Consider the following 23965-nt stretch of genomic DNA (forward strand, 5'->3'; position numbering starts at 1 on the left):
GAATTTTACTTTCATTAAGATAACGGTAGTTGCAGGACGGCCTTATTCGTACGAACCGAGCTCACACTCGGCGGCCGGACCTGCATCACAGGCATACCCGAGGTCGTCACGACTCGTGATGTTGACAATTTCGAAGTATTTGCCTGACTGCTGGTCTGCGGCTGGAAGCCCTTTCACGACTGGGACGTCACGCTGGGACTGGTGGTCGCACCCACGCATGGTCTCTGCTCCCATCCCGATGTTGTCGTATTCGTAATCCTCCAATTGCTTGATGACCTCTGGCGGGTAGAAGGTGCCTGCCCGCTCGACGGCCGCAGCGTACTGGAGCGTCTGGGCGTACGCAAGCTGTGCGGGCCCGGACGGCGTCCGGTCGTACTCTGCGTTGAACGCTTCGGTGAACTCCTTCGATGGGGTATTGTCGATTTGTGAGTCCCACGCGACTGTTCCGTAGACGCCTTCGATTGCGCCACCTGCTGCCTCGGCCATCGGGCGGTTGTACAGCGGAACGAGAATCTCCATATTCTCGTCAATACCCGCGTCGATAGCCTGCTGGACGGAGTTTGCGCCATCAAGCCCGTAGTGGTTGAGGATGAGGACGTCCGCACCGGAGTTCTGTGCTTCTGAGAGGTACGTCGAGTAGTCTGTGGTACCCAGTGGCGTCGCAACCGATTCGGTCTGTTCCCAGCCTGCGATTTCGGTCATGAACTTGTTCATCGAGGCTTGCTGGGTCTGCCCCCAACTATAGTCGGCGTATAGCTGATAGAAGGAGAGGTCGCTTCCGTATGCCTCCTTTACCACGGGTGCCAGTGCCTGCCCGGTCATGTACGCGTTGAACATCTCACGGAATGAGTAGCGCACACAATCTTTTCCGGTGGTGTCGTTCGAGTGGGTCAGACACGCCATGAACATGACCTTCTCGTTCTGACATAGCCCTTGGACGGCGATTGCCACCGCGGAGGACGACCCGCCCGAGATCATGACCGCGTTGTCACGCTGAATCATCCCGGACGCGGACTGTCGTGCTTGGTCTGCGTCGGTAGCCGTATCACCGTCTACGTGGTCGATGGTGTACCCGAGAACGCCGTCGCCCGAGAGGTCGTCGAACTGGGAATCGACCCATCCACCTCCCTCGTTCAGGTGCTTTACCGCGAGTTTGTACGCTCGCAGTTCGTCTTCACCCTCAGAGGCGTACGGCCCGGACTGTGGGACGTTGAACCCGAAAATTGCCGTGTCTCCTTCGATGGGGAAGTTCCCGAGTGGGGGGTAGTCTCCGCCATCGCCGCCACTGCCACCGTCTCCACCACTGCCGCCATCGCCGCCATCACCGCCGTCTCCACCATCACTACCGCCGCCCGTACAACCAGCGAGCCCAACTAATCCCGCAGTGCCAACTGCACCGGTCGCCTTCAACAAATCTCGTCGATTGAGTGGTTTGTTATCTCGTGCCATATTGTACCCGTGGAGACATCATTAATAATCGTTTTGTATCTCCCATCTTATTTGATGTTAACACCTATAATATGTGTGTGGTATCCTTAATATGATAATATTTACCAATAGTTATATTCTATTGGAATATAATGGTATAATATCATTCTTGGGTGTGTCGCGACAAAATATGGCGTTTCTCTCCCACCCGACTGAACGTTGCTATCCTTTGTCGTCTGCCACCGACCTCCAGTAACACGACGGATCTTTTCGCGACTAGACCCCTGTCCCAGTCGGCGCATCGGGCAACTCGTGCGCCGTCGCGTCCAGCCCCAACTCCTCTAACGCCGCCTTCATGTGCCTATCCTCTGCAAAGTCAGAGCCGTCAGCCTCCCGAAGCGCCTGCGTTTTTGCCAGCACCTCCCCGCGGCGGTCGTCGGGGATGTCGTACTTGTCGGTCGAGAGTTCGATGACGAGGCCGTTGTTGTCGTGGGTGTAGAGCGAGAAGAAGATGCCGCGGTCGAAGATGTTGTAGCTACGGCCGTCGTCATCGATGGCCTCGATCATCTCCTCGAAGCGGTCGGGTGCGATGCGGAAACAGAGGTGGTGCACCGAGCCAACGGCCCCGCGCTGGCCGTACGGGTTCGACTCGCGGTCGTCGCTCACGAAGAACGTGATGATGCGGCCGTCGCCCGTGTCGAAAAACAGGTGTGTTTGGGAGGGGTCGTCAAGATTCGGCTGGCGGAGCACGAGTGGCATGCCAAGCAGGTCGCGGTAGAACGCGACCGTATCCTCCTCGTTGCTCCCCCAGATGGTCATGTGGTCGGTACCGGTGGTGTGAATTGGGCTGTCTGGCAGGTCGTCGGTGACGGGTATCTCGTTGCTCATGGTGTTGGTTGTATCGGGTACTCTCAATCGACGAACGGGCCGCGTTGGCGGATGGATTCGCCGTGTGGCTTTCCTGAAATGGCCGCGACGCGGAGGTCGCCATCGCTCGAAAGCGTCGTCGTGCCACCGTCTCGACGCACGTACTCGCCCGCGGCGAAGTCGTGGCCGTCTACGCGTCCGGCTCCGGAGATGGCGTAGCACACGCCGCACCAGCCGTCGGGGACGCGCCAATTCCACTCCGCTGAAATCGTCACGTCGCGGTACTGGACGTCGGTTTCGAGGGTAATCGGTGACCCCGCGCCGACGACGGTCGTGACAGTTGCGCCCTCCAGTTCCTCAACTGGCAACTCGGCGGCCGTCGCGTCCTGATACGACGGGTCGAGTCCCTTCTTCTCGCGCGGGAGGTTCACCCAGAGTTGCAGGCCGTTGCACGCCGCACCGTCTGCGGGCAGCTCCGAGTGCTGGATGCCACTCCCGGTCGTAATTCGAATCACGTCGCCTTCGCGGGCGGTGTGTGACTCGCCAAGGGAATCGTCGTGACGCATCCCGCCCGCGAGCATGTAAGAGACGATTTCGAACCCGCGGTGTGGGTGGGTCGAAAATCCCTGCGTTGGCTCGATGTAAAACCGCTCGAACACGACGAACGGGTCTGCGTGCTGGAGCCGGGCCGTTGGCATGACGCGGTTGCCGCGCATGCCGCCCGGATGCGTAATGTCCGTCGCCGGGTGGGGCGCCGTCTGCGGCGCGAGTGGGTCGTTCGAGGTCATGGCCTATCCTCGTGTCGTGATGACACGATTCGCCTATTCCTACACGAGACAGGCTCTTAAGGCCGGTAGTAACACCGAAGTCAGTAGGTGTCGTCGCCGTCAGCCCCGACGCAAATGGGGTCGTCACCCGCGTGTTCGAGGACGACGTCGTGGCGGGTGTGGCGGACGTGCGTCTCTGCCCATCGACGCGCCGGACTTTCAGACAAGAAGTGCTCGCCGTCTGGACACTGCTGGCAATCGGCTATCCACGGCGTCACTTCGTCGGGGAAGTGGCCGGTGTGGCGCATGTGGTCTAAGGCGAACTGCTCGAACGACTGGTTGCCCACCCCGAGGTCGTCGAGTTCGTACGAAAGGCTCCACTCGCGGTCACACCGCGAGCAGGTAATCGTCGGCGTGTCGTCTACGTGCTCGGTCACGACGCGAGATACGGGGCGCGACCACTTCTAAGTGAACTTCTCACTCAATGGCGCGTTCTGCATCGACTGTGTCCCCACCAACGCGAATCCGCTCGTCCCAGTCCTCAAACATGCCGTAGTCAGTCATCGCTTTCATCCCCGCGAGCGCCGCAGAGAGTTTGATGCCGACGAGCGGCACGTCAGCCACCGAGAGCACGACATCTGCCTGCACGACGGCTCCTTCGCGGAGAATCACGTCGACAAAATCCACGAGCGCGTCTTCTTCGCCTTTGCTCGGCTTCATTCGAGAACGCCCTCTGCGACGTGGGTGTACGGCGGCCACGGCCCAGTGTATCTGACTTCAACGCCCTCCTCTGTGGCCACCTCGTCCAGTTCGTCGCCTATCCCTTCCGCACCCGACTCGGTGGCGAGCGCGGAGATTCGCGCGACGACTTCGCCGTCCTCTCTCCCTCCGCCCAGTTGCACCGACTGCTCACCGAGCGCTTTGACGGCTTTCGCGTGTGGCTCCACCCGCGATTCGAGCGCGTCCTGCTCGGCCGCCTTTCGTTCGCGGGCGAGTTCGGACACGCGTTGTTCGTACTGCTTTTCGACGAGAAATCGCTTTCCGGGCGGGGCATCTTCGAGGATTGCTTCGAGTTCGTTGAGGCGGTAGTCGGTCTCGTCTTCGGCCGGGCGGTCGTCGGCCCAGATGACTTCGACGCGATACTCCCAGTGACCGGCGAGGCGGTCGAGTTGGGTCGCAAGTTCGTCGCGCGACTCACGAAGCCACGCTCGCACTGCATCGTCACCACCCTCGAACACGGTGTTGAAGCGAAACGGCAGCGGCGTCCCGAACGCCTCGCCAATCTCGTCTACGATGGCGAGGTGGTCGACGAGCAACCGCTGAACATCAGCCTTCTCGGTCGATTCGAACGCCGTGTCTTGTGGCTGGACGAGCGCGCCGAGGTCACCGTCACAGACGAGGTACGCGTCGGTTCCGTCGAGGCCGACCGTCCGGTAGCTCTCGGGGCCGTCTGCGAGCGAGACCACACAGAACACATAGCGGCGCTCGTCACTCATCTCGTTCCACCCAGTCCGACGGCGTCGTCTGGCAGTTCGAGGGCGTGCTCGATGAGGCCGTTCAGGTCACCGCGCAACCGGGTCACGTCGTCCTCGATTCCTTCGTCGCGTTTGAACCGCTCCAACTCGGCTTCGAGCGTGGCAAGCCGTCTCCCGAGGCGTTCGATTTCCTCATCTGAGAGCGTTTCAGACTCCATCCGGCGGATAGCTTCGCGCTCCATCACTTCGAGCAACACGTCCGCGACGGCGGCGACGAGCGTGACGAGGCCGTTGTCCGAACCGTCCACCTCAATCGTCGTCATCCGCACCTCCTTCGGCGGTCATTTCCGTCGCGTCGATGGGTTCTGAGTCGAGTGGGGCTCGCCCGGAGGCTTCCGCTACCCGTTCCATGTCCGTGCCGCTCGGGAATTCGAGGCCGTACTGGGCGGCCGTCTCGAAGGAGGCGATGGCTGCGCGGATGCGAATGTCGAGTAGTTCCGTGTCGCCGACTGACACCGCGATGTCGGCGTTGATGACGACACCCTTGTCGAGCAGCAGTTCGACCATGTCCGCGAGGTCGCCTTGCTGGCGTGAGGGCCGGGCGCTATCCATCATCTTCCTCCTCGAAGCGACTCCCGTAGATGCGCGGACGGTTCGGCGCGGTGGAGTACTTCGTTTCTTCGGGAACCGTCGAGCCGCGAAGCCCCGGCACCGACTCGGAGTTCCGAGACGGCACCGTCGATACGGCAGTTGGACTCCGCGATGACGGCTGGCGCGAATCCGGCGTCGTCCGCTCTTTGTTCGTGTCGTGAAGTTCTTTCAGCCGCGCTCTCGCTTTCAATAACTCGTCGCGGAACTCGTCGACGGCCTCGCTCGCCTTCTTCTGGACCGCAAGTTGGCTGAACTGGTCTAAATCTTCGGGCTCGTCTACGGCTTCGTCGCTCACATCGGGCGTCTCCACGTCCCGTTCGTCGTCGCCTTTGAGCGCCGCGACCATTCGGCGGGCGTGTCGCCACGCACCGCGCATGTCCATCGCGTTTTTCGCCGCCTCGGCATCGACGGCCTCCGGCACGTCGTCTATGTCGAGCACGTCCGCCACGTCGCGTTCGGTAATCACGTCGTTCAGGTCGGCATCGTCGAGGGCGTCCGGTACCTCGGAGATGGTGATGGCCTGTGCCAATTGGGTCACGTTGATTTCATCAACCATCGAGGTTGCTTCGTCTCCTGCTTCTTGGAGGCGTTCTACCTCCTCGGGTGCGTGGTCTGAAACCGTGTCTGTGACCGTCTCTGCGACGTCTTCTGCGGTCTCTTTTGCCGTGTCGAGTGTGTCACCAAGGTCTGTGTCCATTATCGTTTCACCTCCACCCGCCCGCCGAGGCGTTCGTGGGCGCGTTTTGCCCGCTCCAGTTCGGCTTCGAGTTCTGCTTTTCTCGCTTCGTACGCCGCTTGCGAGAGGTCGCCGAGTTCGTAGAGCAACCGCGCTTCTTTGAGCTGGTCGCGGATGGCGTCGGTGTCGTACAGCTCGGTGAGCGCGACGGTGTGGATGGCGTTGAGGATGGAGACCAGCGGACGAACCAGGAGGTCATCGACCAGTAACATTGCTCCGTTCCCCGCTGATTTCGATGTCTACGAAGTTGTACGGTGCCCACGGCCCCGTGTACTGCACCCGCAGGTTGGTGTACTCGGCTTCGAGTTCCTCAACCACGGCGTCGAAGGCGTCGCGGTTCTCGCGGGCGACGAGATACGATTTGTTCAACACGAGGAGGTCGCTGAAGTGGTCGCCGTCTGCGGCCTGTTCTGCCACGGCGGCAAGCCGCGGGGCCACGTCATCGTGGACGGCCTCGGTGTCCACGTCTGCGTCCTGTTTTGCCACGAGTTTCACTCCGAGTTCCACCTTCCCCTCGGTGTCGCGCAGCGCCTTGGTGAAGGCTCTGCGCCCGCCACGCAGGATGTTCTTCACCCCGCGTGCGGAGTCGAACACCATTCCAAACCGCATCGGAACGACCGTCGTGCCGTCTAGCTGCATTACGGCCTGCAACACGTCGTCGTGTGCCCGAGCGTTCTCGTCGGTTTCGTCCGGCTCTTCGGTGTCGATGTCGGAGACGACCGCTGAGAACGGTGGATAGTCGACCGTGTAGATATCGGTCGCCCCCTCTACCCCGGCAACGGCCACGTCTACCGTCGTCTTTTCGACGACGCCGTAGACGTAGTAATTGCTCGTCATCGTCTCTGTGCCCGCCGCTGGTCGGTATGACGGTTCATTGTTCTCATAGCCATTTGCCACACCGCCTTCTAATTGTGACGGCCAAACAGTCTGGAAATTTTACCCGTCGGCCTCAACGAATAAAGGGGTCCACGAGAGACGGACACAGGCAATGGCAGGTTCCCAACCAGACACCTCCAGTCTCGCAGACGTACTCGACCGCATCCTCGACAAGGGCGTCGTCATCGACGTGTTCGCCCGCCTCTCGGTCGTCGGGATCGAACTGCTCACCGTCGAAGCACGCGTCGTTGCCGCCTCCGTGGACACGTTCCTCAAGTACGCAGCCGAGATGAGCAGGCTAGAGCAAGTAACCCAATCCGGTGACCTGGAGGACATCCAGGAGTTCGAACTCACGGCAACGAACTAAATGAGCACCGACGTAGACCAATGTCGCGCGCTCACCGAAGACGGCGCGCGTTGTGACCGGGAGGCGACCGACGGGTCGTTTTGCTACCAGCACGACGAAGACGACCCGACCATCGACGAGGACGCCGACGCACCCGCAGACTCATCGCTCGATGGCGACCTGTCCATCCTCGACGTTCGCACGCGCGTCGCGGAGACGGCAACCGACCTCATTGGTCACGACTTAGACGGCGTCTCTGAGGTCATGGCCACTGGCGACGACGGGTGGCGAGCGGTCGTCGAAGTCGTCGAACGCCACTCGGTTCCGGACACCCAGGACATCCTCGGCCAGTACGAGGTGCTCCTCAGCGAGCGCGGCGAGATAGAAGGCTACAGCCGCCTCGGGCGGTTCCGGCGGTCTGACACTGCCGTCCAGAGCTGAAACACCCTCGCCGTATTTCGCTCACACCGGCGTTCTGAGCGCCCAGCTATCAGTTTCCGGGTCGAGGCGATTTGGTTCTTTTCCCCGTTCTGCGAGCAGGCCAACGTGATAGAGCATCGCCTTCAACTGGAACACGGTTGGCGAGTGATACACGTTGCCGTCCGTGAGTGCCTCCCTCACTAACTCACCGTCCTCGTTGAGCACGGCAGACCGAGCCGAAGCCGTTCCCCGAATGAACAACTCAACTGTGAACGTTGGGTGTTGTTCGTAGAGCGTCGTCACGAGGTCGATGAGCGTTGGCTCGGGCGTGTTCCATTCGTGGAGCTGCTGGAGTTCCGTCACAAGCAGTTGGGTCGCCGGGTAGGCAAACACGACGCGCCGGGCGAGTTGCCCCCAGCGCGGGGCGTCGGTGTAAAAGCGCGACTGGGTTCCTTTCCAGTGTTCGAACCGTTCGAGGGCCGCTTCCACGCTGCCGCAGGTCTCCTGTGCAAATCGCACCACTTCGTGACCGAGTGGTGTCAGGGTCTCTCGACCGAGGTCGTCGTCTACAAGGCCAAGAAATAGGGCTCCCCGTCGGGCACTGTTCGTCTCACGGACGACGTACCGCGAGAGCGTTTGCTCGACCTCGTTTTGGTTCTCCCCGAGCGCAAACGCAAGCGCATAGCCGAGGTAGTTTTTCGGGTGATTCAACCCGAAGGACTTGTCGTCGACGCCCTGTGAGCTTGCCTGAAATCGGATTGCGTCCGTCGCTTCAGAGCCACGATGACCCACGAGTCGTGGGACGACAGTTGGCTCGACTGCGCCGTCCAGGGAGACGCTGAGGATGCCGACGTTCAACTCGCGTGCGAGCGTCGCATCAGTTTGCGTGATGGCGTCTGCCGGTGCGGCCAGATACGCCGCGTTCGCCTCCCCGAGGCGGTTGTACGCCTGCACGATGCCGCGCTCTGTGTCCACTAGTCCGTTGCTTGTGTGGCCTTTTGCCTCGATGGCGACGAGCGGCGGGTCGTCACCGAAGCGCTCGACAGCGAGCAGTTCGGGTTCGAGCGTTCTGACGCCGACTAAGTCCGGGTAGCCACTGCCAATCTTGACGTGGTTGAACGGCGCGAGTTCTTCGACGATGTCTGCTCGAATGCGCTCGTCTGTGAGCCACGTTCCCGTCGAAAACTGTGTGTCCGTGACCACATACACTTGCGAATCCTCAGACTTTGGAAACAGCCGTCGCTTCGTGTGTGCGAGCACGTAGGGTTCAGAGAGCGACCCCGAAGCGCTAGCGATACCCTCACTTCACCGACCACTGATAAGAACCTTGAGCTGGCAGAACGTTCAACCCGATACCACCCCAACCCCCGCCAATGCCCGAGGTTCGAGGCGTCGGCGTCGACTCAGAGACGCGTTGTGCCCACTACGACACAGCCCGCGACGTGGTCGCGCTCAAATTCGCCTGCTGTGAGACCTACTATCCGTGTTTCCAGTGTCACGAAGCTGTCGCCAACCACGACGCCGTCGTCTGGCCGCACGACCGATTCGACGAGCCTGCGGTGCTGTGTGGCGTGTGTGATACAGAACTCTCGGTTACGGCGTATCTCGACGCCGACGACGCGTGTCCCGCATGTGGAGCCGAGTTCAATCCGGGATGCCGGTCGCACTACGACCGATATTTCGAGCAGTGACCTCGCCAATGGCGGGGGTAGCTACTTGTTCGCACACTCACTTGTGAAGGCATGAAACTCGGGAGTATGCTGCCAACCCACTGCACCGGCGAGTATCGCGTCCCGGCGGAGACGATTCGCTGGTGGGCGCGCGAAGCGACCGGCGCGGGCTTTCACGGGCTCTGGGTGCTCGACCACGTCGTCAAACCAGACACCTACCACACGAGCCTGCTCGACCCACTGATTGCGCTGTCACACGCCGCCGCAGTCGCGCCGGAAATCAATCTCGGCACGTCCATCCTCATCGCACCGCTTCGGCACACCGCGAACATCGCCTCACAGGCCCTCTCGATTCAGCACCTCACGGAGGGGCAGGTCACGCTCGGGCTTGGAGCCGGATACGTGCCAAAGGAGTTCGAAGTGACGGGGGTTCCGCGCACCGAACGCGGCCCGCGCGTGAGCGAAGCCGTGTCCGTGTTGAACCGGCTGTTCGAGGGCGAAGCCTCCTTCTCCGGGCGCTTTCACGAGTTCGAGAATGTGCGCATCGACCCAGTGCTCGACACCCCGCCAAAGCTCCTCGCTGGTGGCTCGTCGATTGTTGACGAAGACGGCAACCGTCGCATTCCACGCCCCATTCTCGACCGGATTCTCGACTGCGGCGGCTGGCTCGCCCGGCCAACGCAGCCTGAGAAACTCGAAGCCGAGTGGGAGATCATCTCCGAGTACGCCCGCGAACAGGATGTCGACCCCGACTCCCTGCGCCGGGTGATGCTCCAGTACATCCACGTCGTGGACACCGACGACCGCGAAGAAGCCCACCGCGAACAGAAACCCGCGTTCGAAGACTATCTCGCGGGCGACCGGGATTTCGACTACGCAAAACGCTACTGCCTGACTGGCACGCCCGCGGACATCCACGCCGACCTCGATGCGGTCGAAGCCATGGGCTTTGACGAAGTCATTCTCGGACAGGTCGTCCACACGCCAGCCGACCTCGAACAGCAGTTCGACTTACTGGTCGAGACCTTCCTCGACGCCTGAGCCGTCGGCCATGATGCGCGCGGAGGGTGCTGGCTCTGGTTCGGGGTGCAGGGCGGCGTACGCCTCGGGCGAGAGCCGGGTGACGACCGCTCGGCCCTCGCGTTCGCGCACCACGATGTCGTCGGCTTCGAGCCGCTGGAGGTGGTGGGTCACCGTACTCGGGTCGCGGCCAAGGTCGGCGGCGAGCGCGGACACCGAAGACGGGCCGAGCCGCGAGAGCGCGTCTAAGACGGCCGCCGTCGCCTCGTCGTTGAGCGCCGCGGCGAGTTCGTGACTCTCAGTGTGGGCGGCATAGAACCGGCGCTTGCCCCGAATTTTCACCCCCGAAATCAGCTTCTCGTCTTCGAGCACCCGGAGGTGGTGGCGGGCCGTCGAAAGCGGCACGTCGGCGCGGTCGGCAACCGCAGAGAGGTAGATGCCGGGCGACTCGCTGATGGCCGAATAGACGGCGTCGCGCCCCTCATGTTCGAGCGGGTCTGAGTCGTCAAAGCGGCTGTAGCGAAACGGCGCGATGATGCGCGTTATGCGTTCGATGCCCGCAGACAGCCTGCTGGTGATGGCAGAGGGTGACGCCTGCGTTGCAACGTGGCTGAAACTCGACCAGTCGATGGCGGGACCGTAGCGCACCGCGCCCGCGGTGACGAGCGCGCCAACGCCGAGCGCGATGCCGGGTTCCTCAGGTACCGGCTCCGGCAGCGAACCCGTCGAAAACGGCGGGAGGAGCGCCGTGGCGTTGTCGTCCGAGGGGGTCTCCGCCGCACTCTGTTTGCTTTGCCGCTCGCTGTCGGCTGTGGAACCGGCCACCGCCTCGGCGTTGGCATCCCCGCTCGAATCTGCCTTCTGGGTTGCCGTGGTGTTGCTCGTCTGGGCTTCGTCTGCGTCTGTTTCCTGCGTCTCGCTCACGGTCTGCTCTGTCGTGGTTTCGACCACCCCGTCGGTCGTCTCCGCCGTCTCCGCAACAACCGCCTCGGTCGTCGTGGTCGTATCGGTGGCGAGCGTTTCGGTGACCGTGTTCGTCGGGTTACTTGCGACGGTGTCCGTCGTGACCGCCGTTTCCGTGACCGTCGTTTCAGTGGTCGCGGTCAGGTCGGTGGTCGCTGTCGTCTCCACCGAGACGGTTGCGGTGGTGGTCGACTCGACGGTTTCCACAACCGTGTCGGCTGCGTCAGTCGAACCGTCGGTGAGGGTGTCTGTGGTCGCGGATAACTCGCTCGTCGCGTCTCCCGTGTCAACGCTCTCGGTGGTCGTTCCGTCGCTCACGTCTTCGACGACATTGGTCGCCGTGTCCTCGACGGTCGATTCGACGCCATCGACGGTTTCGGTCGGTGTGGGCGTCGGAGCCGACACCTCGTCGGTTACCGTGTCCGTCGAAGTGGTCGAGGAAGTCGTCGTCTCGGTGGTCGAATCAGTCGAATCGAGCGTCGTCGAAAGCGTTGCTGTCGAGGTCAGCGTTTCCGTGTTTGCATCAAGCGTCGTGGTCGGTGTGTCAGTCAGCGTCTCCGTGCTGGTGTCGAGCGTCGTATTGGTGGTGTCGGTCGTGTTCGTTGTCCCGGAAAGTGGGTCGTCGGGGAGCGCGGTGACGGCCATCGGTGAGAGAACGAGCGCGACCGCTACCACAATCGTTCCAAGCACCCACACGCGTACACGGTCGTCAGTCACTGTCATGCCGAGGCATACCTTCCCACTCCGTCGATACGCTGGATTTCAGATACATTCGCATATAGGTTTTGGCCCGGTTCGCTGCGAGAAAAAGAATCGCGGACTGCTCAGTTCGTATCGACGCCGCCGACGGTGTTGCTGTCCGTGCCGGTCAGCGTCACCGTGCGCACCTCGTCGAACGTCGCGGTGGCCGCTGCGGGGCCGAACTCGTAGCTGCCCGTCGAGTCAGGGGCTTCGAGGAAGTACGTCCGAGTGACTGGGTCGTCGCCGTCTTCGACCGTGCCCACGGGTTCGGTGAACTCGACGTAGCGCGTGCCGTCTTCGGTGTACACCTCGGCGTCGTCGCCGCCGACGAGCGTCCAGTCGAACGGAATCGTATCCCGGACGAACGCAGATCCGGTCGAGCTCTCGACGGTAATCGTCACCTGATTCGTCTGCCCGGCGGTGAACACGGAGCCGTCGTCGGCCCTCGAGCCAGTTGCCTCAAACACCGTGTCAGTGGCCGTGCCGTCGAGGCTGGTGAGGTCTACGTCGTTGAACTTCGCCGGGTGTGGCTTGTTCTCCTCTGCGAGCGTGACCGCGCCGACGGCATCCACGAACCCGGCACCGATGTTCGCCGGATTGTAGCCACCGCGCACGTCCTTCGCGCTGGCTTCCATGATGAGCAACACGTCGAGGGGGTCTGGGTACGCACCGTGGGTCTGGTTGTAGGCGTCCACGACGAGCGTGGCGACCCCGGCGGTGACGGGACAGGACATACTCGTTCCCGAGATTTTTCCGTACCAGATTTCTGCGTCCTGTTCGTTCGGGTCGCTCGTGCTCGCGTAGGCTTGGAGTGGGTCGTCCGGTGACAGCGTGCTCATGACGAGGTTGCCGTTCGCGCCGACGCCGTTGCGGTAGATGCCGAACGGGCCTTCCGGCTGTTGGCCCGCAGGCGGGGCTTCGCGCGCGGTGAGGTCGATGGTCCACGAGGCAGTGAGGTTCGCGTACGGGACGATTTCGAAGTAGTACGTCTCGCCGCCGGTCACGGCTCCCGCGACGTGTTCGGGGTTGTCGAGGCTCGCACCACTTGCGACGACGGGGCCGTCTTTTGCGCCTTGGTGGAGGTAGATGTCTAAATCTTGGCCCGGCGGCGTCCACGACACGTCGGCTTCGACGTAGCCCGCCTTCTCGGGGGCCGTCCACTCCTGATACGCCGAGTCACCGACGCCCGCGTCGCTCGAACCGGGGCCGACGGTTCCGGTAAAGGAGGTCTCTGAGAGCACCGGCTGGTCTGCGAGGTTCGCGTCGAAGTAGTCGGTCAGATTCGACAGCGCGAGTTCGCGGTCGTACTGTGCGCCCTCGCCGCCGCCGTCGTAGTCGGCGAATCGGCCGCGGGAGGAGAAGTCGGTGACCGTCTTGTCGTCGAACGTCGCGGCCACGCTGAGGACGTGTGGGGCTTTCGAATAGTTATTGAGCGTGTCCTCGCCGGGGCCGTCGTTGCCCGCAGAGAAAATGGGGAGGATGCCGCGCTGGAACGCTTCCCACGTCGCGACGTTGAGTGCGTCGCTCGGCACGAAGTCGTCGGGACTCGAAGTACCATACGAGTTCGAGACGATTTGCACGTCGGTTTTCCCTTGTTCCACCCGCGAGAGCAGGTGGTCGTAGGCTCCTACGGCTTGGACGATGAGGAGGGTCGCCCCCGCCGAGTAGACGGTGAGTTTCGCGTCGGGTGCCATCCCGCGGTACTTGCCGTCGCTCGCAGTGCCGTCGCCAGCCACAGAGCCGCTGGTGTGGGTGCCGTGGCCGTTGTCGTCGGTGTCTGCGGGACCGGCATCGACCCACATCGTGCCCGCATCGAGCGGGTCGGTGTAGCGCCAGTTGTGCTGGAGGTTCGTTTGGTGGTCGGGGTGGTCGCCGTCGATGCCCGAGTCGATGACCACCGAATGGGCGGTTTCGCCCGTGTAAAACAGGTTCTCTTGGACGATGTCCGCGCCCGTCGCCTCCCGCGAATCGTCGTTGTGGTAGTCGAGTTGTGTGTTCGCTTGGATGTATTTCACGGCGGGAATCTCCGCGAGCGTCGCAATCTGGTCGCCCGTGAGCTTCGTATAGGCAATCGGCAACACTTCGAAGGCGTAGTGGCCCGCTGGGAGGTCGAACTGGGTGATGAGGTCGACGTTCGCGGGGTCGTCGAACACGACCAGCACTTCCTGTAATTCGGTGCTGTCGGTGTCGAGACTGGTGTCGATGGTTGGAGTCTGTGCAAAGCCGCTCCCCGTGAACGGGACGAGAGTGGCTGCGCCCGCCGCGCCTGTTGCTTTTAGGAGTGTGCGTCTGCTGAAGCGCATGGCACTAGGCAACAATTGTCTATAAAATACTCTTCTGGCCAAATCGTCCAAACGTTTGAAGTTCGGGCGTTCAGACCTGTTTGCTAACAATTAACACACTACTTTCTCCTCAGCGCGCGTATCTCTCGTATGGCCTACGAGTACAGTTGCCCGGAGCCAGACTGTGGCTTCCGCGTCCGGGCCGGAAGCGAGTACGAGACGTTCGAACACGCAGAACTGCACGCAGAGGAAAAGCACCTCGTGTGGCACTCCGGAGGCGTCCTCCGAGAGACCACGAAACTCATCTAATTATTCGCTCACGATGCTGACCTCGCTGAAAGTAGCGAAGTCGCCGTTTGCCGCCCGCGAGACGGCGGCTTCCGCATCGACAAAGCCTGCGCCGATGTTCGCCGGGGTGTACGTTTCTCGGGCTTCCGTGGCGGTTGCCTCAATGGTGTTCAACACGCCGAGTGGTTCCGGGTACGACCCCGTCGCGTCGTAGTAGGCGTCTACCATGAGCGTGGCAATCCCGGCGGTGACGGGACACGACATGCTCGTCCCGCTGAGCGGGCCGTAGTAGAGGTCGTTCCCGTCACCTGTCGCGTTGAGTGGGTCGAGGGGCGAAAGCGTGCTCACGACGGCGTTGCCGGGTGCGCCGACGCCGTTGCGATAGAGGCCGACCGGGCCGCTCACGGACTCGCCTGCGTGATACGCACTCAAGTTCTCGAAGGCGGTCTGGCGGTCGTAGTTCGTCTCGCCTGAGTACGAGGAGGCGCGACCGCGCGAGGAGAAGTCGGTGACCGCCTTCTGGTCGTCGGTGGCGGCGACGCTGAGGACGTGGGGGGCTTTCGCGTAGTCGTTGAGCGTGTTGGTCGCCGGGCCGGAGTTCCCCGCTGAAAAGACGGGGAGAATTCCGGCTTGGAACGCTTCCCACGTCGCCACGTTGAGCGCGGCATCGGGGTCGTAGTCGTCTGCGCTCGCGCTCCCATACGAGTTCGAGACGATTTGGGCGTCGGTGTTCCCGGCGAGGCGCTCAGAGATGAGGTGGTCCAGCGCGGACACAGCGTGAATGATGAGGAGCGTGAGGCCCGCCGAATAGACGGTGAGGTCGGCGTTCGGGGCCATCCCCCGGTTCTCGGCGGTGTTCGTCCCGTCGCCCGCAATCGACCCGCTGGTGTGGGTGCCGTGGCCGTTGTCATCGGTGTCGATGTTGCCAACGTCCGTCCAGAAGGTGGTCTCGCTCGACCCGAGCGGGTTGAGGTAGCGATAGTTGTGCTGGAGGTTCACTTGGTGGTCAGGATGCAGCCCCGAAATTCCCGAGTCGATGACGGCGGTGTGGACTTTTTCACCGGTGTAGCCGAGGTCAGACTGAACGGTCGAAACGCCGGTCACCTCGCGGGCGTCTGCGTTGTGGTAATCGAGTTCTTTGTTGGCTTCGACCCGCCGGACGGCGTCCCACGACGCGACTTCCTCAATTTGCGACCCGGTCAGGCGGGTGTAGCCGATTGGGAGGACGTTCAGGCCCACGAAGCCGTCTACGAGGTTGAGTCCGGAGAGCAACGAGATGTCGTCGGTGGAGTCGAAGACGATGAGCACTTCCTGTGGGTCTTCGCTTGTGAGATTGAGAACGTCGTCAACGAGTGGCAACGACGCACCTGCGCTTCCACTTGCGAGCGCCGTGCCGACGCTTGCCGCGCCGATGCCTTTGAGAAACGTCCGTCGTGGCGTGTTCTGACGTGCCATAGCAACTGCACGAGAATACCACATTAAAATCTATTGCTGACTGCATTAAATTATCAAAATATCGAGTGACAATACCTCGGTTAGTCGAGGTTTTCGCCCTGATACGACCCCTCGTAAACGCCCTCGTGATCGGCTTCTGCGAGCACCAGTTGGGCGATGCGCGCGCCGTGTTCGATTTCGATGTCGTGGTGGACTTGGAGCAGGCCTTCGCCTTTGCCTTCGTAGCCCGCGTCCCAGACCGCGGTGTTCAGCATACACGAGTTGCGAAGCAGCGACGAGCGCGGGTAGATGAACCCGACGTGTTCTTCGGGGATGGAGACGATTTCGGCATAGCGGACGATGTAACCGCCGGGTGGCAGGTAGTACGCCCCGTTCGGGTCGGGCTCTTCGGGTGGCACTTCGACCACTTGTTCGCCCGCCATGCGCTGGCGGTCGCCAACTTCCTTGCCGTCCGTGCCGATTCGGCCGGGTTCGCGCTGTTCGAACACGGCTTCGAGGGTGAGGTCGATGCCGTTCGGTTGGATTTGTTCGTCGGTGACCGGGGTAACGTTGTCTGCAACGAACTGCCCGCTTCGGAACATACCTATGGGAGTTTGGCCCGAGAGCAAAGGTCTGCCGAAGCACGAACCTCCCATACAGCCATCATTTTACCGATATGCTTATCTCCTCGAACCCCATCCCAGTATTTGATTGAACGTTCAAACAACTCTGTTGGGCGCTCACTTGGAAACACACAATGGCAACTACAAACTGGACGGCGGCAGACATCCCCGACTGCACCGGCAAGACAGTCATCGTGACCGGCGCGAACAGCGGCATTGGCTACGGGGCGACGAAACAACTCGCGGAAAAGGGCGCACACGTCGTGATGGCGTGTCGGAGCGCAGACCGTGCCGACGCCGCCCGACGCAAACTCGAATCCGAGGTGGAGAACGCCTCGCTCGACACGATGGAACTTGACCTCGCAAGCCTCGACTCGGTCGCACAGTTCGCCGCCGCGTTCACCGACCGCTACAGCGACCTTGACGTGCTCGTGAACAACGCGGGCGTGATGGTGCCGCCATTCTCGAAGACCGAGGAAGGCTTCGAACTCCAGTTCGGCGTGAACTTCATCGGCCACTTCGCGCTCACCGGGCAGTTGCTCCCGATGCTCCTCTCTACACCCGATTCGCGGGTCGTGACGCTGTCGAGCCTCGCCCACCGCCGAGCCAGCATCGACTTCGACAACTTCCGCGGCGAGAAGTCCTACAGCCAGTGGCGCGAATACGGTCAAAGCAAGCTTGCAGACCTCATGTTCGCCCTCGAACTCCAGCGCCAACTCGACGCACACGACGCGGACACTATCTCGCTCGCCGCCCACCCCGGCTTTACGCGAACGAACCTCCAGCGCCACAGCTCGCTCACGGACTTCGGCATCGGCTTTTTCAGCATGGACCAAGACCAAGGCGCGCTGCCAACCCTCTACGCGGCGACCGCGCCCGATGCACAGGCGGGCGGCTACTACGGCCCCGACGGCTGGTTCGAAATCCGTGGCTCCCCGGAACCCGCGAAAATCTCCACAGCCGCCCGTGACGAACAGGTCGCAAAACGGCTCTGGGAATACGCAGCGGAGGCGACTGGCGTCACGTTCTTCGAGGAAGGCGACAGCGAACACGACGAAGAAACCGTCGAGGCCTGACCCATTCTCGAAGTATTGAGGGTCACGCGCGTCGAAGTTCCGGTGAGAACTCTATGACCCATCCCGGCGTGCGAGCGGACTCAGGCTCCACGAAACACCGAATCATCGCGGCGGCGTTCGACGCGCTCGCCACCCACGGCTACGCCGACCTCTCGATAAAGGCCATTGGCGACGAACTCGGCCAGAGCCCCTCGCTCATCTACTACCACTTCGACGACAAAGACGACCTCCTGTTGGCGTTGCTCGATTTCCACCTCGCTCAGTTCACCGCAGAGTACATAGACGGTGCTGGCGCAGACCCCGAGACGAACCTCCGTGCGTTCGTCGATAAACTCCTCCCGGAGACGGTCTCAGCGGACAAACGAACCTTCCTGCGCGTGTACGCAGAGCTTCGCGCACAGGCGGCTCAAAGCGAGGCCTACCGCGAGAAGTTCACGGAACTCGACTCGCTGCTCGTCGCAACGGTTTCAGACTTCATCGAGGCCGGTATCGAGGCGGGCCAGTTCGCAGACGTAGACGTGCCCGTCGCCGCAGAACACCTCGTGGGCCTGCTGCTCTATGCGATGCAGACGCGCGCGACGACCACGCGCACGGCGACTATCTCCTCGATTCGTGCCGCGCTCGATTCGGTTCTCGACGACCTCCGCAGCGAGGCTGTGCGACCGCCTAGTTGATATGTCACCAAGTGTCTATCAGTTCGCGTGAAAATGGCAATTCTTTCGAGAAAATTGCCGGCGGAAGCGGTGTTTATGATGGTTTTCCATGGCTAATTTCACGGGATTTATAACACTGTAGCCTGCATTTTTAGCTGATATGGGACAGACGCTTACGGAAAAAATTCTTGCTGACCACCTTGTCGAAGGGGAACTTGCGACAGGTGAAGAGATTGGTATCGAAATCGACCAAGTGCTCACACAGGACACGACGGGGACCCTCGTCTGGCTCCAGTTCGAAGCGCTCGAAATCGACGAAGTCCAGACGGAACTCGCCGCCCAGTACTGTGACCACCAGACCTACCAGTTCGACTTTAAGAACTCTGACGACCACCGCTTCCTCCGGTCTGCAGCAGGCACGTTCGGGGCCTACTTCTCCCGTCCCGGCAACGGCATCTGCCACAACGTCCACAAGGAGAACTTCGCCGCACCCGGCAAGACGCTCCTCGGATCTGACTCCCACACGCCAACGCCCGGTGGCCTCGGCCAGCTCGCCATCGGTGCCGGTGGCCTCGACATCGCCGTCGCCATGGGTGGCGGCCCCTACTACGTCGAGATGCCGGAAGTCGTGAACGTTCGTCTCGAAGGCGAACTCCCAGAATGGTCGACCGCAAAAGACGTCATCCTCGAGATGCTCCGTCGGCTCTCCGTCAAAGGCGGCGTCGGCAAAATCTTCGAGTACACCGGCCCCGGTGTCGAGACGCTCACCGTCCCCGAGCGCACGACCATCACCAACATGGGTACGGAACTCGGCGCGACGTCCTCCATCTTCCCAACCGACGAGGCGACGAAGGACTTCCTCTCTCGGGTCGGCCGCGAAGACGACTACGTCGACCTCCAGCCCGACGAGGATGCGGAGTACGACGACGAAATCGTCATCGACCTCTCCGACCTCGAACCGCTCATCGCGTGCCCATCCATGCCTGACAAGGTCGTTCCCGTCCGCGAAGTCGCCGGCACGCAGGTCGACCAGGTCATGGTTGGCTCCTGTACAAACGGTGGCTACACGGACATCCTCCCGGCCGCGAAGATGGTCGAAGGCCGCGAAGTCAACAAGAAAACGGAGTTCATCGTCGCACCCGGCTCCAAGCAGTCTGCAGAACTCCTCGCCCGTGAGGGCTGGGTCGCAGAGATGATGGCCGCCGGTGTCAACTTCTCCGAGGCAACCTGTGGTGCGTGTATCGGTATCGGTCACGTCCCAGCCTCCAACTCCGTCTCCCTGCGGACGTTCAACCGCAACTTCGAGGGTCGCTCCGGTATCGAAGACGACAACGTCTACCTCTGCTCGCCAGAGGTCGCCGCCGCCGCCGGTATCACAGGCGAAATCGTCGACCCACGCGACCTCGCAGAGGAACTTGGCGACCTCGACGCACCGGGTGCCGTGATGCCAGACAAATACAACGGCTCGAAAGCGGACATCATCACGCCGGACGAACCCGTCGACGACAGCCTCATCAAGGGGCCAAACATCGGCGACGTGCCGCTGAAAGACCCACTCGACGCCCATCTCGAAGGCTCCGCGCTCCTCAAGATGGAGGACAACATCACGACCGACCACATCATTCCAGCGACGCAGGACATCCTGATGTACCGGTCGAACATCCCAAAGCTCTCTGAGTTCACGCTCTCGCGCGTCGACCAGAGCTTCGCCCAGCGCTCGCTCGACTCCGACGGCGGCTTCCTCGTCGCCGGCGAGAACTACGGGCAGGGCTCCTCCCGCGAACACGCCGCGCTGTGTCCGATGTTCCTCGGCATCCAGGGCGTCTTCGCCCAGTCGTTCGCCCGCATCCACAAAGCGAACCTGTTCAACTTCGGTCTCATCCCACTCGTCATCGACGAGGAGACCTACGACAAGCTCGAACAGGGCGACGACATGGAAATCGTCGACGACGTCGCAGAAGGCGTCCGCAACGGCAAGGAGACGTTCACGGTTCGCGTCAACGACGACTGGGAGTTCACCGCAGAACTCGAAGCGTCCGAGCGCGAGCGTGAAATCCTCGCAGACGGTGGCAAACTGCCACACACGAAGATGCAGACCGAAGGCGGCGCAGCACCCGCAGACGACTAATCTCTCTTCCCTTCTCTTTCGTTTTCACCGGCCCCGAGCGACGACTCTCGGTCACTGACTCGCCCCACGCCAGCGGGAGGGAGCCACCGGCAGAAAATGTTCGCCCAAATGTGATATATAGCGTTCCGTGCGTATTTCTCTCTGTGACAACGACGGCCGACGATGTCGGGCAGGCAGTCGAAATTCGGGAAGCAACGCGCACAGATTTGCTCTCAATTTTCCGCATCGAACGCCAGTCGTTCCCCCAGCCGTGGCCGTATCAGGCGTTCGAGTTTTTCGTTGGCGAACCGGGCTTTCTCGTCGCCGAAACCGACGACATCGTGGGCTACGTCGTGGCCGACGCGGTGGCGAACCATGGGCGGCCGATTGGCCACATCAAGGACTTTGCCGTCTCGCCCGCCCACCGCGGTGAGGGGATTGGCAGTTTATTGCTCGAACGCGCGCTGTTCGTCCTCGCCACCCACGGCGTGCGCTCGGTGAAACTCGAAGTCAGGGACTCGAACGCGGGCGCACAGGCGCTCTACAAACGCTTTGGCTTCGCCCCACACCACCGCGTTCCCGGCTACTACGAAGACGGCGAGGATGCGCTCATCTTCCTCAAAACAGACGAGTGAGGCGATTGCCTTTTTTCGACGGCTCACATTCCCCCCATCATGGGATATGTCTGCCCGGTCTGTGAGGCACCGCAGATGGACGGCAAGCATCTTGCGAACCACCTCGCCTTCACCGCCATCCTCGGCAACGCCGAGCACGAAGCGTGGTTGGACGAACACGCCCCCGGCTGGTCTGCGGAGGGGCAGAAAGAACTCGCCGCGCGCGTCACCGAGTTCGCAGAAGAACGCGAGTACCCGCAGGTGTTCGAGGATACGACGGGTCACGACCACGAACACGACCACGACGACGTGCGCCCGGGCGACCTCTTCGATGACGAGCCAAACCATGCACACCACACGGAAGCGCCCGACCAGTCGCCCGAGTTAGACGCGAAAACGCAGGCGGCGATGGAGGAGGCAAAGCGGATGGCAGAAGAACATCGCGCGAAAGACGAAGACGAAAACGCGTAACTGCGTCCCGCCACATACACAGACCATGCACGAAGACGGCCTTTTCTCGCCCGAGACTATAGAGGACGCCCGCGAGCAGTTCGAACAGGTCGGCCCCGCCGCCCAACTCACGGTCAAAGAGACGGCGAAAGCGATGGCGTTCGACCGCGAGGAGTACCACGAACGCGTCACCGACGACGTGGTCACGACCGCACGAAACGCGCTGTTCTCCTCACTGCTCAAAGTCACCGTCGGCACCCGCGAAGAGTTCGACGACTGGTGTGCTGCCCACGACGAGTACGACGTCGTCGAAGCCGGAAGCGACAGCGTAGACCACGTCGTCTGGCACGTCGCCCCGTTTGCGAACACGGTCGTGGCCGCCACCTTCCAGAACGAGGAGGCGGCCGCCGTGGCAACCCTGCGTCGCCAAGCGTTCGGCCGCATCTACCGCGAGACGCTCTCACTCTAGCGAGGCGCTTTTTCCCGTTCGCTCCCAACCCTCGGTATGCGCCCGGTCACCCGCAACGCGCTCCTCGCCATCGGTGTGTTTCTCATCCTCTTGCTCGCGCTCGGTGCGGTGCCGAGTCTGCTCAATAGCGGCGACCCCTACTACCTGACCGCGACGCCCACAGACGGCGACCACGAGGCGGTAAACGGGTCGTTCCTGCCGAGTAATCGCTATCCCTACACCACTGTGGCGCTCGCATCCGGGCAGTCTGAACCCTACTGGAAGGGGCCGATTGGCCTGAAAGAGGCGTTTACCCACTCACCTTTTGACGAACGGTCGGCGCTTGGCCAGCGCAACCCCGCCGCCGTGGACGGCGACGCAGTGTACGTCTCTCACAACGGCACACTTTATCGGATAACGGTTGTACAGGACGTATGACCGAGTCGCGCGACCACGACTGGCCCGTTCTCGAATCGAAAGCCGAGTACGAAACCGGCTGGTACACCGGCGGCTACGACCTCGTCACCCAACCGGACGGCTCCGAGAAGAAGTACTACTGGGCGGAACTACCCGACGCCGTCGTCGTGGTGGCCGTCGCAGACGACGAGATTATTCTCGTAGACCAGTACCGGCCCGCCATTGGCGAGCAGTGTCTCGAACTCCCCGCAGGCATCGTCGAGCAAGGCGAATCCTACACCCAAGCCGGGGCGCGCGAACTGCAAGAAGAAACGGGCTTCGCCGCAGACAGCCTCGCCCTCATAGAAGAGTTCTGGTGCTCAACTGGCGTGTTGCGCCACCGCCGCGGAATCGTGTTCGCAGAGGGCCTCCGCCCCGTCGAGCGCAAACTCGACGGCAACGAGTTCATCACCGTCACGTCGGTTCCCGTTGATGAGGCGTTGGAACTTGCTCGAAAAGAACCCGCAAACGACGCCACGATTGAAGGCATTCTACTGGCGAAAGAAGAAGGCCTCATCTAAGTCCAACTACGTGTTTCGCTGACTCAGACGACCAATCACTACGGGTGGGACTGAAAGGGGCTGCGCTCTGACCGAGCGAGACGATGTAAGCACCGCAGCGAAGAGAGGAGCGCAGCGAGTCGCAGCCGGTCAGAGCGCAGGGGCTTTCGAGGTCATGGCACTGCCATCCTCGACACGCGAAACGTTCTAATCCCTATTCTAACCCAGATGCTTATCCTCACCCACCCAATAACACAGCTATATGACCGACCGCAGGGACGACGAAATCGCGCCGGACGAGGTCAAAGCGCTGCTCGATGAGGGCGCAGACGTGCGTATCATCGACATTCGTTCGCCCGGGGCGTTCGCCCGGGGCCACATCCCCGGCAGCGAGAACATCCCGTTTCACAGCCTCGTAACCAAGATTCCGACGCTCACAGACGCAGACCACATCGTGACCGTCTGCCCGCACGGCGTCTCCAGTTTACAGGCGGTGCGGCTCATCTCGTCGTACGAAGGCACGTCTCACGCCCGCGTCGAGAGCCTCGCTGGCGGGCTGGATGCGTGGGAGTACGACTTTGCAACCGGCGGGCTCGAAGCAGAGCAGTCCAACGAAGGCCCGGGCGCACCGTTTTAGCACCGCTGGCGCTCTGTTTTCGTAGAAAGTAAGTGTGTGGCCCGAAGGCCGAAGGTGACGATTCAGTTGAAGGTCAGGCGACGTTGAAGCCCTTATCGCGCAGGAAGTCCTCTACGCGGCCCGTGTGGTTCCCCTGGAGTTCGATGGAGCCGTCTTCGACGGTGCCACCGCAGGCGAACTTCGATTTCAGGTCAGACGAGAGACTATCCATGTCCACGTCCTTTGGATCGAGACCTTCAATGATCGTTACCTCCTTCCCATAGCGACGCTCGTCGATGCGGATGTTAATCTGCTGTGATTCCCGAGCTACGTCCTCACAGACGCAGAGTTCCTCGGGCAATCCACACGTCGAGCACACTTCCGACATTACGACCCGAGATACGAAAGGGACCTACTAAACGCTGTCGGGTGTTGTGTTTTTAGAAATTCGTGAGACG

Annotated in this window: 31 protein-coding genes; 14 read left to right on the forward strand and 17 right to left on the reverse strand. The window is 61.8% G+C overall.

The window, feature by feature from the left end; translation table 11 throughout:
• Window positions 1-42 precede the first annotated feature (42 nt).
• From V5N12_RS03895 to V5N12_RS03945, 11 genes are all read right to left on the reverse strand, one after another.
• Window positions 43-1449 (reverse strand): ABC transporter substrate-binding protein, encoded by a 1407-nt coding sequence (locus V5N12_RS03895; RefSeq protein ID WP_332897843.1) that lies wholly within the window; start codon window positions 1447-1449, stop codon window positions 43-45.
• A gap of 255 nt (window positions 1450-1704) precedes the next feature.
• Window positions 1705-2316, reverse strand: a complete 612-nt coding sequence (locus V5N12_RS03900; protein WP_332897844.1) for a VOC family protein — start codon at window positions 2314-2316, stop codon at window positions 1705-1707.
• Window positions 2317-2339: 23 nt separating this feature from the next.
• Complete coding sequence (locus tag V5N12_RS03905; protein WP_332897845.1) at window positions 2340-3083, reverse strand: pirin family protein; 744 nt, start codon at window positions 3081-3083, stop codon at window positions 2340-2342.
• Between the two features lie 80 nt (window positions 3084-3163).
• Window positions 3164-3499, reverse strand: coding sequence for a hypothetical protein (locus V5N12_RS03910; RefSeq protein WP_332897846.1), 336 nt, complete (start codon window positions 3497-3499; stop codon window positions 3164-3166).
• Between the two features lie 40 nt (window positions 3500-3539).
• Entirely contained in the window at window positions 3540-3782 is a 243-nt protein-coding gene (gene gvpM / locus V5N12_RS03915) for a gas vesicle protein GvpM (protein WP_332897847.1), read from the reverse strand.
• Entirely contained in the window at window positions 3779-4558 is a 780-nt protein-coding gene (gene gvpL / locus V5N12_RS03920; RefSeq protein WP_332897848.1) for a gas vesicle protein GvpL, read from the reverse strand. The genes gvpM and gvpL overlap by 4 nt, the downstream gene beginning before the upstream one ends.
• Window positions 4555-4860 (reverse strand): gas vesicle protein K, encoded by a 306-nt coding sequence (locus V5N12_RS03925; RefSeq protein ID WP_332897849.1) that lies wholly within the window; start codon window positions 4858-4860, stop codon window positions 4555-4557. The genes gvpL and V5N12_RS03925 overlap by 4 nt, the downstream gene beginning before the upstream one ends.
• Complete coding sequence (gvpJ, locus tag V5N12_RS03930; protein ID WP_442904953.1) at window positions 4847-5149, reverse strand: gas vesicle protein GvpJ; 303 nt, start codon at window positions 5147-5149, stop codon at window positions 4847-4849. Before gvpJ ends, V5N12_RS03925 begins: the two co-directional genes overlap by 14 nt.
• Complete coding sequence (locus tag V5N12_RS03935; RefSeq protein WP_332897850.1) at window positions 5142-5885, reverse strand: hypothetical protein; 744 nt, start codon at window positions 5883-5885, stop codon at window positions 5142-5144. The genes gvpJ and V5N12_RS03935 overlap by 8 nt, the downstream gene beginning before the upstream one ends.
• Complete coding sequence (gene gvpG, locus V5N12_RS03940; RefSeq protein ID WP_332897851.1) at window positions 5885-6136, reverse strand: gas vesicle protein GvpG; 252 nt, start codon at window positions 6134-6136, stop codon at window positions 5885-5887. The genes V5N12_RS03935 and gvpG overlap by 1 nt, the downstream gene beginning before the upstream one ends.
• Entirely contained in the window at window positions 6120-6761 is a 642-nt protein-coding gene (locus V5N12_RS03945) for a GvpL/GvpF family gas vesicle protein (protein ID WP_332897852.1), read from the reverse strand. The genes gvpG and V5N12_RS03945 overlap by 17 nt, the downstream gene beginning before the upstream one ends.
• Before the next feature lie 151 nt (window positions 6762-6912).
• On the opposite strand from V5N12_RS03945, the gene gvpA reads away from it, so the two are divergent.
• Both gvpA and gvpO read left to right on the forward strand, forming a co-directional pair.
• Window positions 6913-7167 carry a gas vesicle protein GvpA gene (gene gvpA, locus V5N12_RS03950; RefSeq protein WP_332897853.1) on the forward strand — a complete coding sequence of 85 codons (255 nt, stop codon included), beginning with the start codon at window positions 6913-6915 and terminating at the stop codon, window positions 7165-7167.
• Window positions 7168-7587, forward strand: a complete 420-nt coding sequence (gene gvpO, locus V5N12_RS03955) for a gas vesicle protein GvpO, halophile-type (protein ID WP_332897854.1) — start codon at window positions 7168-7170, stop codon at window positions 7585-7587. It abuts the gene before it with no gap.
• A 21-nt stretch (window positions 7588-7608) separates the two neighbouring features.
• On the opposite strand, the gene V5N12_RS03960 is transcribed toward gvpO, so the two are convergent.
• Entirely contained in the window at window positions 7609-8862 is a 1254-nt protein-coding gene (locus tag V5N12_RS03960; RefSeq protein ID WP_332900069.1) for a hypothetical protein, read from the reverse strand.
• 77 nt (window positions 8863-8939) lie between these two features.
• Between V5N12_RS03960 and V5N12_RS03965 the strand changes: the two genes are divergently transcribed.
• Together V5N12_RS03965 and V5N12_RS03970 are read left to right on the forward strand one after the other, a co-directional pair.
• On the forward strand, window positions 8940-9257 hold the full coding sequence (locus tag V5N12_RS03965) for a CHY zinc finger protein (RefSeq protein ID WP_332897855.1): 318 nt from the start codon (window positions 8940-8942) through the stop codon (window positions 9255-9257).
• Window positions 9258-9308: 51 nt separating this feature from the next.
• A complete protein-coding gene (locus tag V5N12_RS03970; RefSeq protein ID WP_332897856.1) occupies window positions 9309-10277 on the forward strand; it encodes an LLM class flavin-dependent oxidoreductase in 969 nt (322 codons plus the stop codon).
• On the opposite strand, the gene V5N12_RS03975 is transcribed toward V5N12_RS03970, so the two are convergent.
• Entirely contained in the window at window positions 10248-11942 is a 1695-nt protein-coding gene (locus V5N12_RS03975; protein WP_332897857.1) for a winged helix-turn-helix transcriptional regulator, read from the reverse strand. The two genes, V5N12_RS03970 and V5N12_RS03975, sit on opposite strands and share 30 nt — an antisense overlap.
• A gap of 101 nt (window positions 11943-12043) precedes the next feature.
• A complete protein-coding gene (locus V5N12_RS03980; RefSeq protein WP_332897858.1) occupies window positions 12044-14263 on the reverse strand; it encodes a S8 family serine peptidase in 2220 nt (739 codons plus the stop codon).
• Window positions 14264-14392: 129 nt separating this feature from the next.
• Between V5N12_RS03980 and V5N12_RS03985 the strand changes: the two genes are divergently transcribed.
• Complete coding sequence (locus V5N12_RS03985) at window positions 14393-14551, forward strand: hypothetical protein (protein ID WP_332897859.1); 159 nt, start codon at window positions 14393-14395, stop codon at window positions 14549-14551.
• On the opposite strand, the gene V5N12_RS03990 is transcribed toward V5N12_RS03985, so the two are convergent.
• Both V5N12_RS03990 and V5N12_RS03995 read right to left on the reverse strand, forming a co-directional pair.
• The gene (locus V5N12_RS03990) at window positions 14552-15985 is read right to left on the reverse strand and encodes a S8 family peptidase (protein WP_332897860.1); all 1434 of its coding nucleotides are present in this window, start codon (window positions 15983-15985) and stop codon (window positions 14552-14554) included. It lies immediately after the preceding gene.
• Window positions 15986-16065: 80 nt separating this feature from the next.
• A complete protein-coding gene (locus V5N12_RS03995) occupies window positions 16066-16566 on the reverse strand; it encodes a deoxyuridine 5'-triphosphate nucleotidohydrolase (RefSeq protein ID WP_442904924.1) in 501 nt (166 codons plus the stop codon).
• Between the two features lie 155 nt (window positions 16567-16721).
• Between V5N12_RS03995 and V5N12_RS04000 the strand changes: the two genes are divergently transcribed.
• From V5N12_RS04000 to V5N12_RS04040, 9 genes are all read left to right on the forward strand, one after another.
• Entirely contained in the window at window positions 16722-17663 is a 942-nt protein-coding gene (locus V5N12_RS04000) for an oxidoreductase (protein ID WP_332897862.1), read from the forward strand.
• A 53-nt stretch (window positions 17664-17716) separates the two neighbouring features.
• Window positions 17717-18337 carry a TetR/AcrR family transcriptional regulator gene (locus tag V5N12_RS04005; RefSeq protein WP_332897863.1) on the forward strand — a complete coding sequence of 207 codons (621 nt, stop codon included), beginning with the start codon at window positions 17717-17719 and terminating at the stop codon, window positions 18335-18337.
• A gap of 139 nt (window positions 18338-18476) precedes the next feature.
• Entirely contained in the window at window positions 18477-20444 is a 1968-nt protein-coding gene (locus V5N12_RS04010; RefSeq protein ID WP_332897864.1) for an aconitate hydratase, read from the forward strand.
• Window positions 20445-20587: 143 nt separating this feature from the next.
• Window positions 20588-21058 (forward strand): ribosomal protein S18-alanine N-acetyltransferase, encoded by a 471-nt coding sequence (gene rimI, locus V5N12_RS04015; protein WP_332897865.1) that lies wholly within the window; start codon window positions 20588-20590, stop codon window positions 21056-21058.
• A gap of 39 nt (window positions 21059-21097) precedes the next feature.
• Window positions 21098-21508 carry a DUF5810 domain-containing protein gene (locus V5N12_RS04020; RefSeq protein ID WP_332897866.1) on the forward strand — a complete coding sequence of 137 codons (411 nt, stop codon included), beginning with the start codon at window positions 21098-21100 and terminating at the stop codon, window positions 21506-21508.
• Between the two features lie 25 nt (window positions 21509-21533).
• Window positions 21534-21956 carry a DUF5809 family protein gene (locus V5N12_RS04025; protein WP_332897867.1) on the forward strand — a complete coding sequence of 141 codons (423 nt, stop codon included), beginning with the start codon at window positions 21534-21536 and terminating at the stop codon, window positions 21954-21956.
• A 36-nt stretch (window positions 21957-21992) separates the two neighbouring features.
• The gene (locus tag V5N12_RS04030) at window positions 21993-22373 is read left to right on the forward strand and encodes a hypothetical protein (protein WP_332897868.1); all 381 of its coding nucleotides are present in this window, start codon (window positions 21993-21995) and stop codon (window positions 22371-22373) included.
• Window positions 22370-22912 carry an NUDIX hydrolase gene (locus V5N12_RS04035; RefSeq protein WP_332897869.1) on the forward strand — a complete coding sequence of 181 codons (543 nt, stop codon included), beginning with the start codon at window positions 22370-22372 and terminating at the stop codon, window positions 22910-22912. The genes V5N12_RS04030 and V5N12_RS04035 overlap by 4 nt, the downstream gene beginning before the upstream one ends.
• A 241-nt stretch (window positions 22913-23153) precedes the next feature.
• Window positions 23154-23528, forward strand: coding sequence for a rhodanese-like domain-containing protein (locus V5N12_RS04040; RefSeq protein WP_332897870.1), 375 nt, complete (start codon window positions 23154-23156; stop codon window positions 23526-23528).
• A gap of 73 nt (window positions 23529-23601) precedes the next feature.
• Here the strand turns inward: V5N12_RS04040 and yciH are convergent, their stop codons facing one another.
• Complete coding sequence (yciH, locus tag V5N12_RS04045; protein WP_276245642.1) at window positions 23602-23895, reverse strand: stress response translation initiation inhibitor YciH; 294 nt, start codon at window positions 23893-23895, stop codon at window positions 23602-23604.
• Window positions 23896-23965: the final 70 nt, after the last annotated feature.

This window comes from Haladaptatus sp. CMSO5, assembly GCF_036689885.1.
In the GTDB taxonomy this organism is placed as follows: Archaea; Halobacteriota; Halobacteria; order Halobacteriales; family Halococcaceae; genus QDMS2.

Coding starts and splice junctions, on each gene's coding strand:
- V5N12_RS03980 (WP_332897858.1), bottom strand. CDS start 14,263: ATGCGCTTCAGCAGACGCACACTCCTAAAAGCAACAGGCGCGGCGGGC.
- V5N12_RS04005 (WP_332897863.1), top strand. CDS start 17,717: ATGACCCATCCCGGCGTGCGAGCGGACTCAGGCTCCACGAAACACCGA.
- V5N12_RS04010 (WP_332897864.1), top strand. CDS start 18,477: ATGGGACAGACGCTTACGGAAAAAATTCTTGCTGACCACCTTGTCGAA.
- V5N12_RS03945 (WP_332897852.1), bottom strand. CDS start 6,761: ATGACGAGCAATTACTACGTCTACGGCGTCGTCGAAAAGACGACGGTA.
- V5N12_RS03895 (WP_332897843.1), bottom strand. CDS start 1,449: ATGGCACGAGATAACAAACCACTCAATCGACGAGATTTGTTGAAGGCG.
- V5N12_RS04030 (WP_332897868.1), top strand. CDS start 21,993: ATGCGCCCGGTCACCCGCAACGCGCTCCTCGCCATCGGTGTGTTTCTC.
- gvpJ (WP_442904953.1), bottom strand. CDS start 5,149: ATGGATAGCGCCCGGCCCTCACGCCAGCAAGGCGACCTCGCGGACATG.
- gvpM (WP_332897847.1), bottom strand. CDS start 3,782: ATGAAGCCGAGCAAAGGCGAAGAAGACGCGCTCGTGGATTTTGTCGAC.
- gvpO (WP_332897854.1), top strand. CDS start 7,168: ATGAGCACCGACGTAGACCAATGTCGCGCGCTCACCGAAGACGGCGCG.
- V5N12_RS04040 (WP_332897870.1), top strand. CDS start 23,154: ATGACCGACCGCAGGGACGACGAAATCGCGCCGGACGAGGTCAAAGCG.
- V5N12_RS04000 (WP_332897862.1), top strand. CDS start 16,722: ATGGCAACTACAAACTGGACGGCGGCAGACATCCCCGACTGCACCGGC.
- V5N12_RS03935 (WP_332897850.1), bottom strand. CDS start 5,885: ATGGACACAGACCTTGGTGACACACTCGACACGGCAAAAGAGACCGCA.
- V5N12_RS04020 (WP_332897866.1), top strand. CDS start 21,098: ATGGGATATGTCTGCCCGGTCTGTGAGGCACCGCAGATGGACGGCAAG.
- V5N12_RS03990 (WP_332897860.1), bottom strand. CDS start 15,985: ATGGCACGTCAGAACACGCCACGACGGACGTTTCTCAAAGGCATCGGC.
- V5N12_RS03995 (WP_442904924.1), bottom strand. CDS start 16,566: ATGTTCCGAAGCGGGCAGTTCGTTGCAGACAACGTTACCCCGGTCACC.
- V5N12_RS03905 (WP_332897845.1), bottom strand. CDS start 3,083: ATGACCTCGAACGACCCACTCGCGCCGCAGACGGCGCCCCACCCGGCG.
- V5N12_RS04025 (WP_332897867.1), top strand. CDS start 21,534: ATGCACGAAGACGGCCTTTTCTCGCCCGAGACTATAGAGGACGCCCGC.
- gvpG (WP_332897851.1), bottom strand. CDS start 6,136: ATGTTACTGGTCGATGACCTCCTGGTTCGTCCGCTGGTCTCCATCCTC.
- V5N12_RS03970 (WP_332897856.1), top strand. CDS start 9,309: ATGAAACTCGGGAGTATGCTGCCAACCCACTGCACCGGCGAGTATCGC.
- V5N12_RS03900 (WP_332897844.1), bottom strand. CDS start 2,316: ATGAGCAACGAGATACCCGTCACCGACGACCTGCCAGACAGCCCAATT.
- V5N12_RS03985 (WP_332897859.1), top strand. CDS start 14,393: ATGGCCTACGAGTACAGTTGCCCGGAGCCAGACTGTGGCTTCCGCGTC.
- yciH (WP_276245642.1), bottom strand. CDS start 23,895: ATGTCGGAAGTGTGCTCGACGTGTGGATTGCCCGAGGAACTCTGCGTC.
- V5N12_RS03925 (WP_332897849.1), bottom strand. CDS start 4,860: ATGACGACGATTGAGGTGGACGGTTCGGACAACGGCCTCGTCACGCTC.
- gvpL (WP_332897848.1), bottom strand. CDS start 4,558: ATGAGTGACGAGCGCCGCTATGTGTTCTGTGTGGTCTCGCTCGCAGAC.
- V5N12_RS04035 (WP_332897869.1), top strand. CDS start 22,370: ATGACCGAGTCGCGCGACCACGACTGGCCCGTTCTCGAATCGAAAGCC.
- gvpA (WP_332897853.1), top strand. CDS start 6,913: ATGGCAGGTTCCCAACCAGACACCTCCAGTCTCGCAGACGTACTCGAC.
- V5N12_RS03975 (WP_332897857.1), bottom strand. CDS start 11,942: ATGACAGTGACTGACGACCGTGTACGCGTGTGGGTGCTTGGAACGATT.
- V5N12_RS03965 (WP_332897855.1), top strand. CDS start 8,940: ATGCCCGAGGTTCGAGGCGTCGGCGTCGACTCAGAGACGCGTTGTGCC.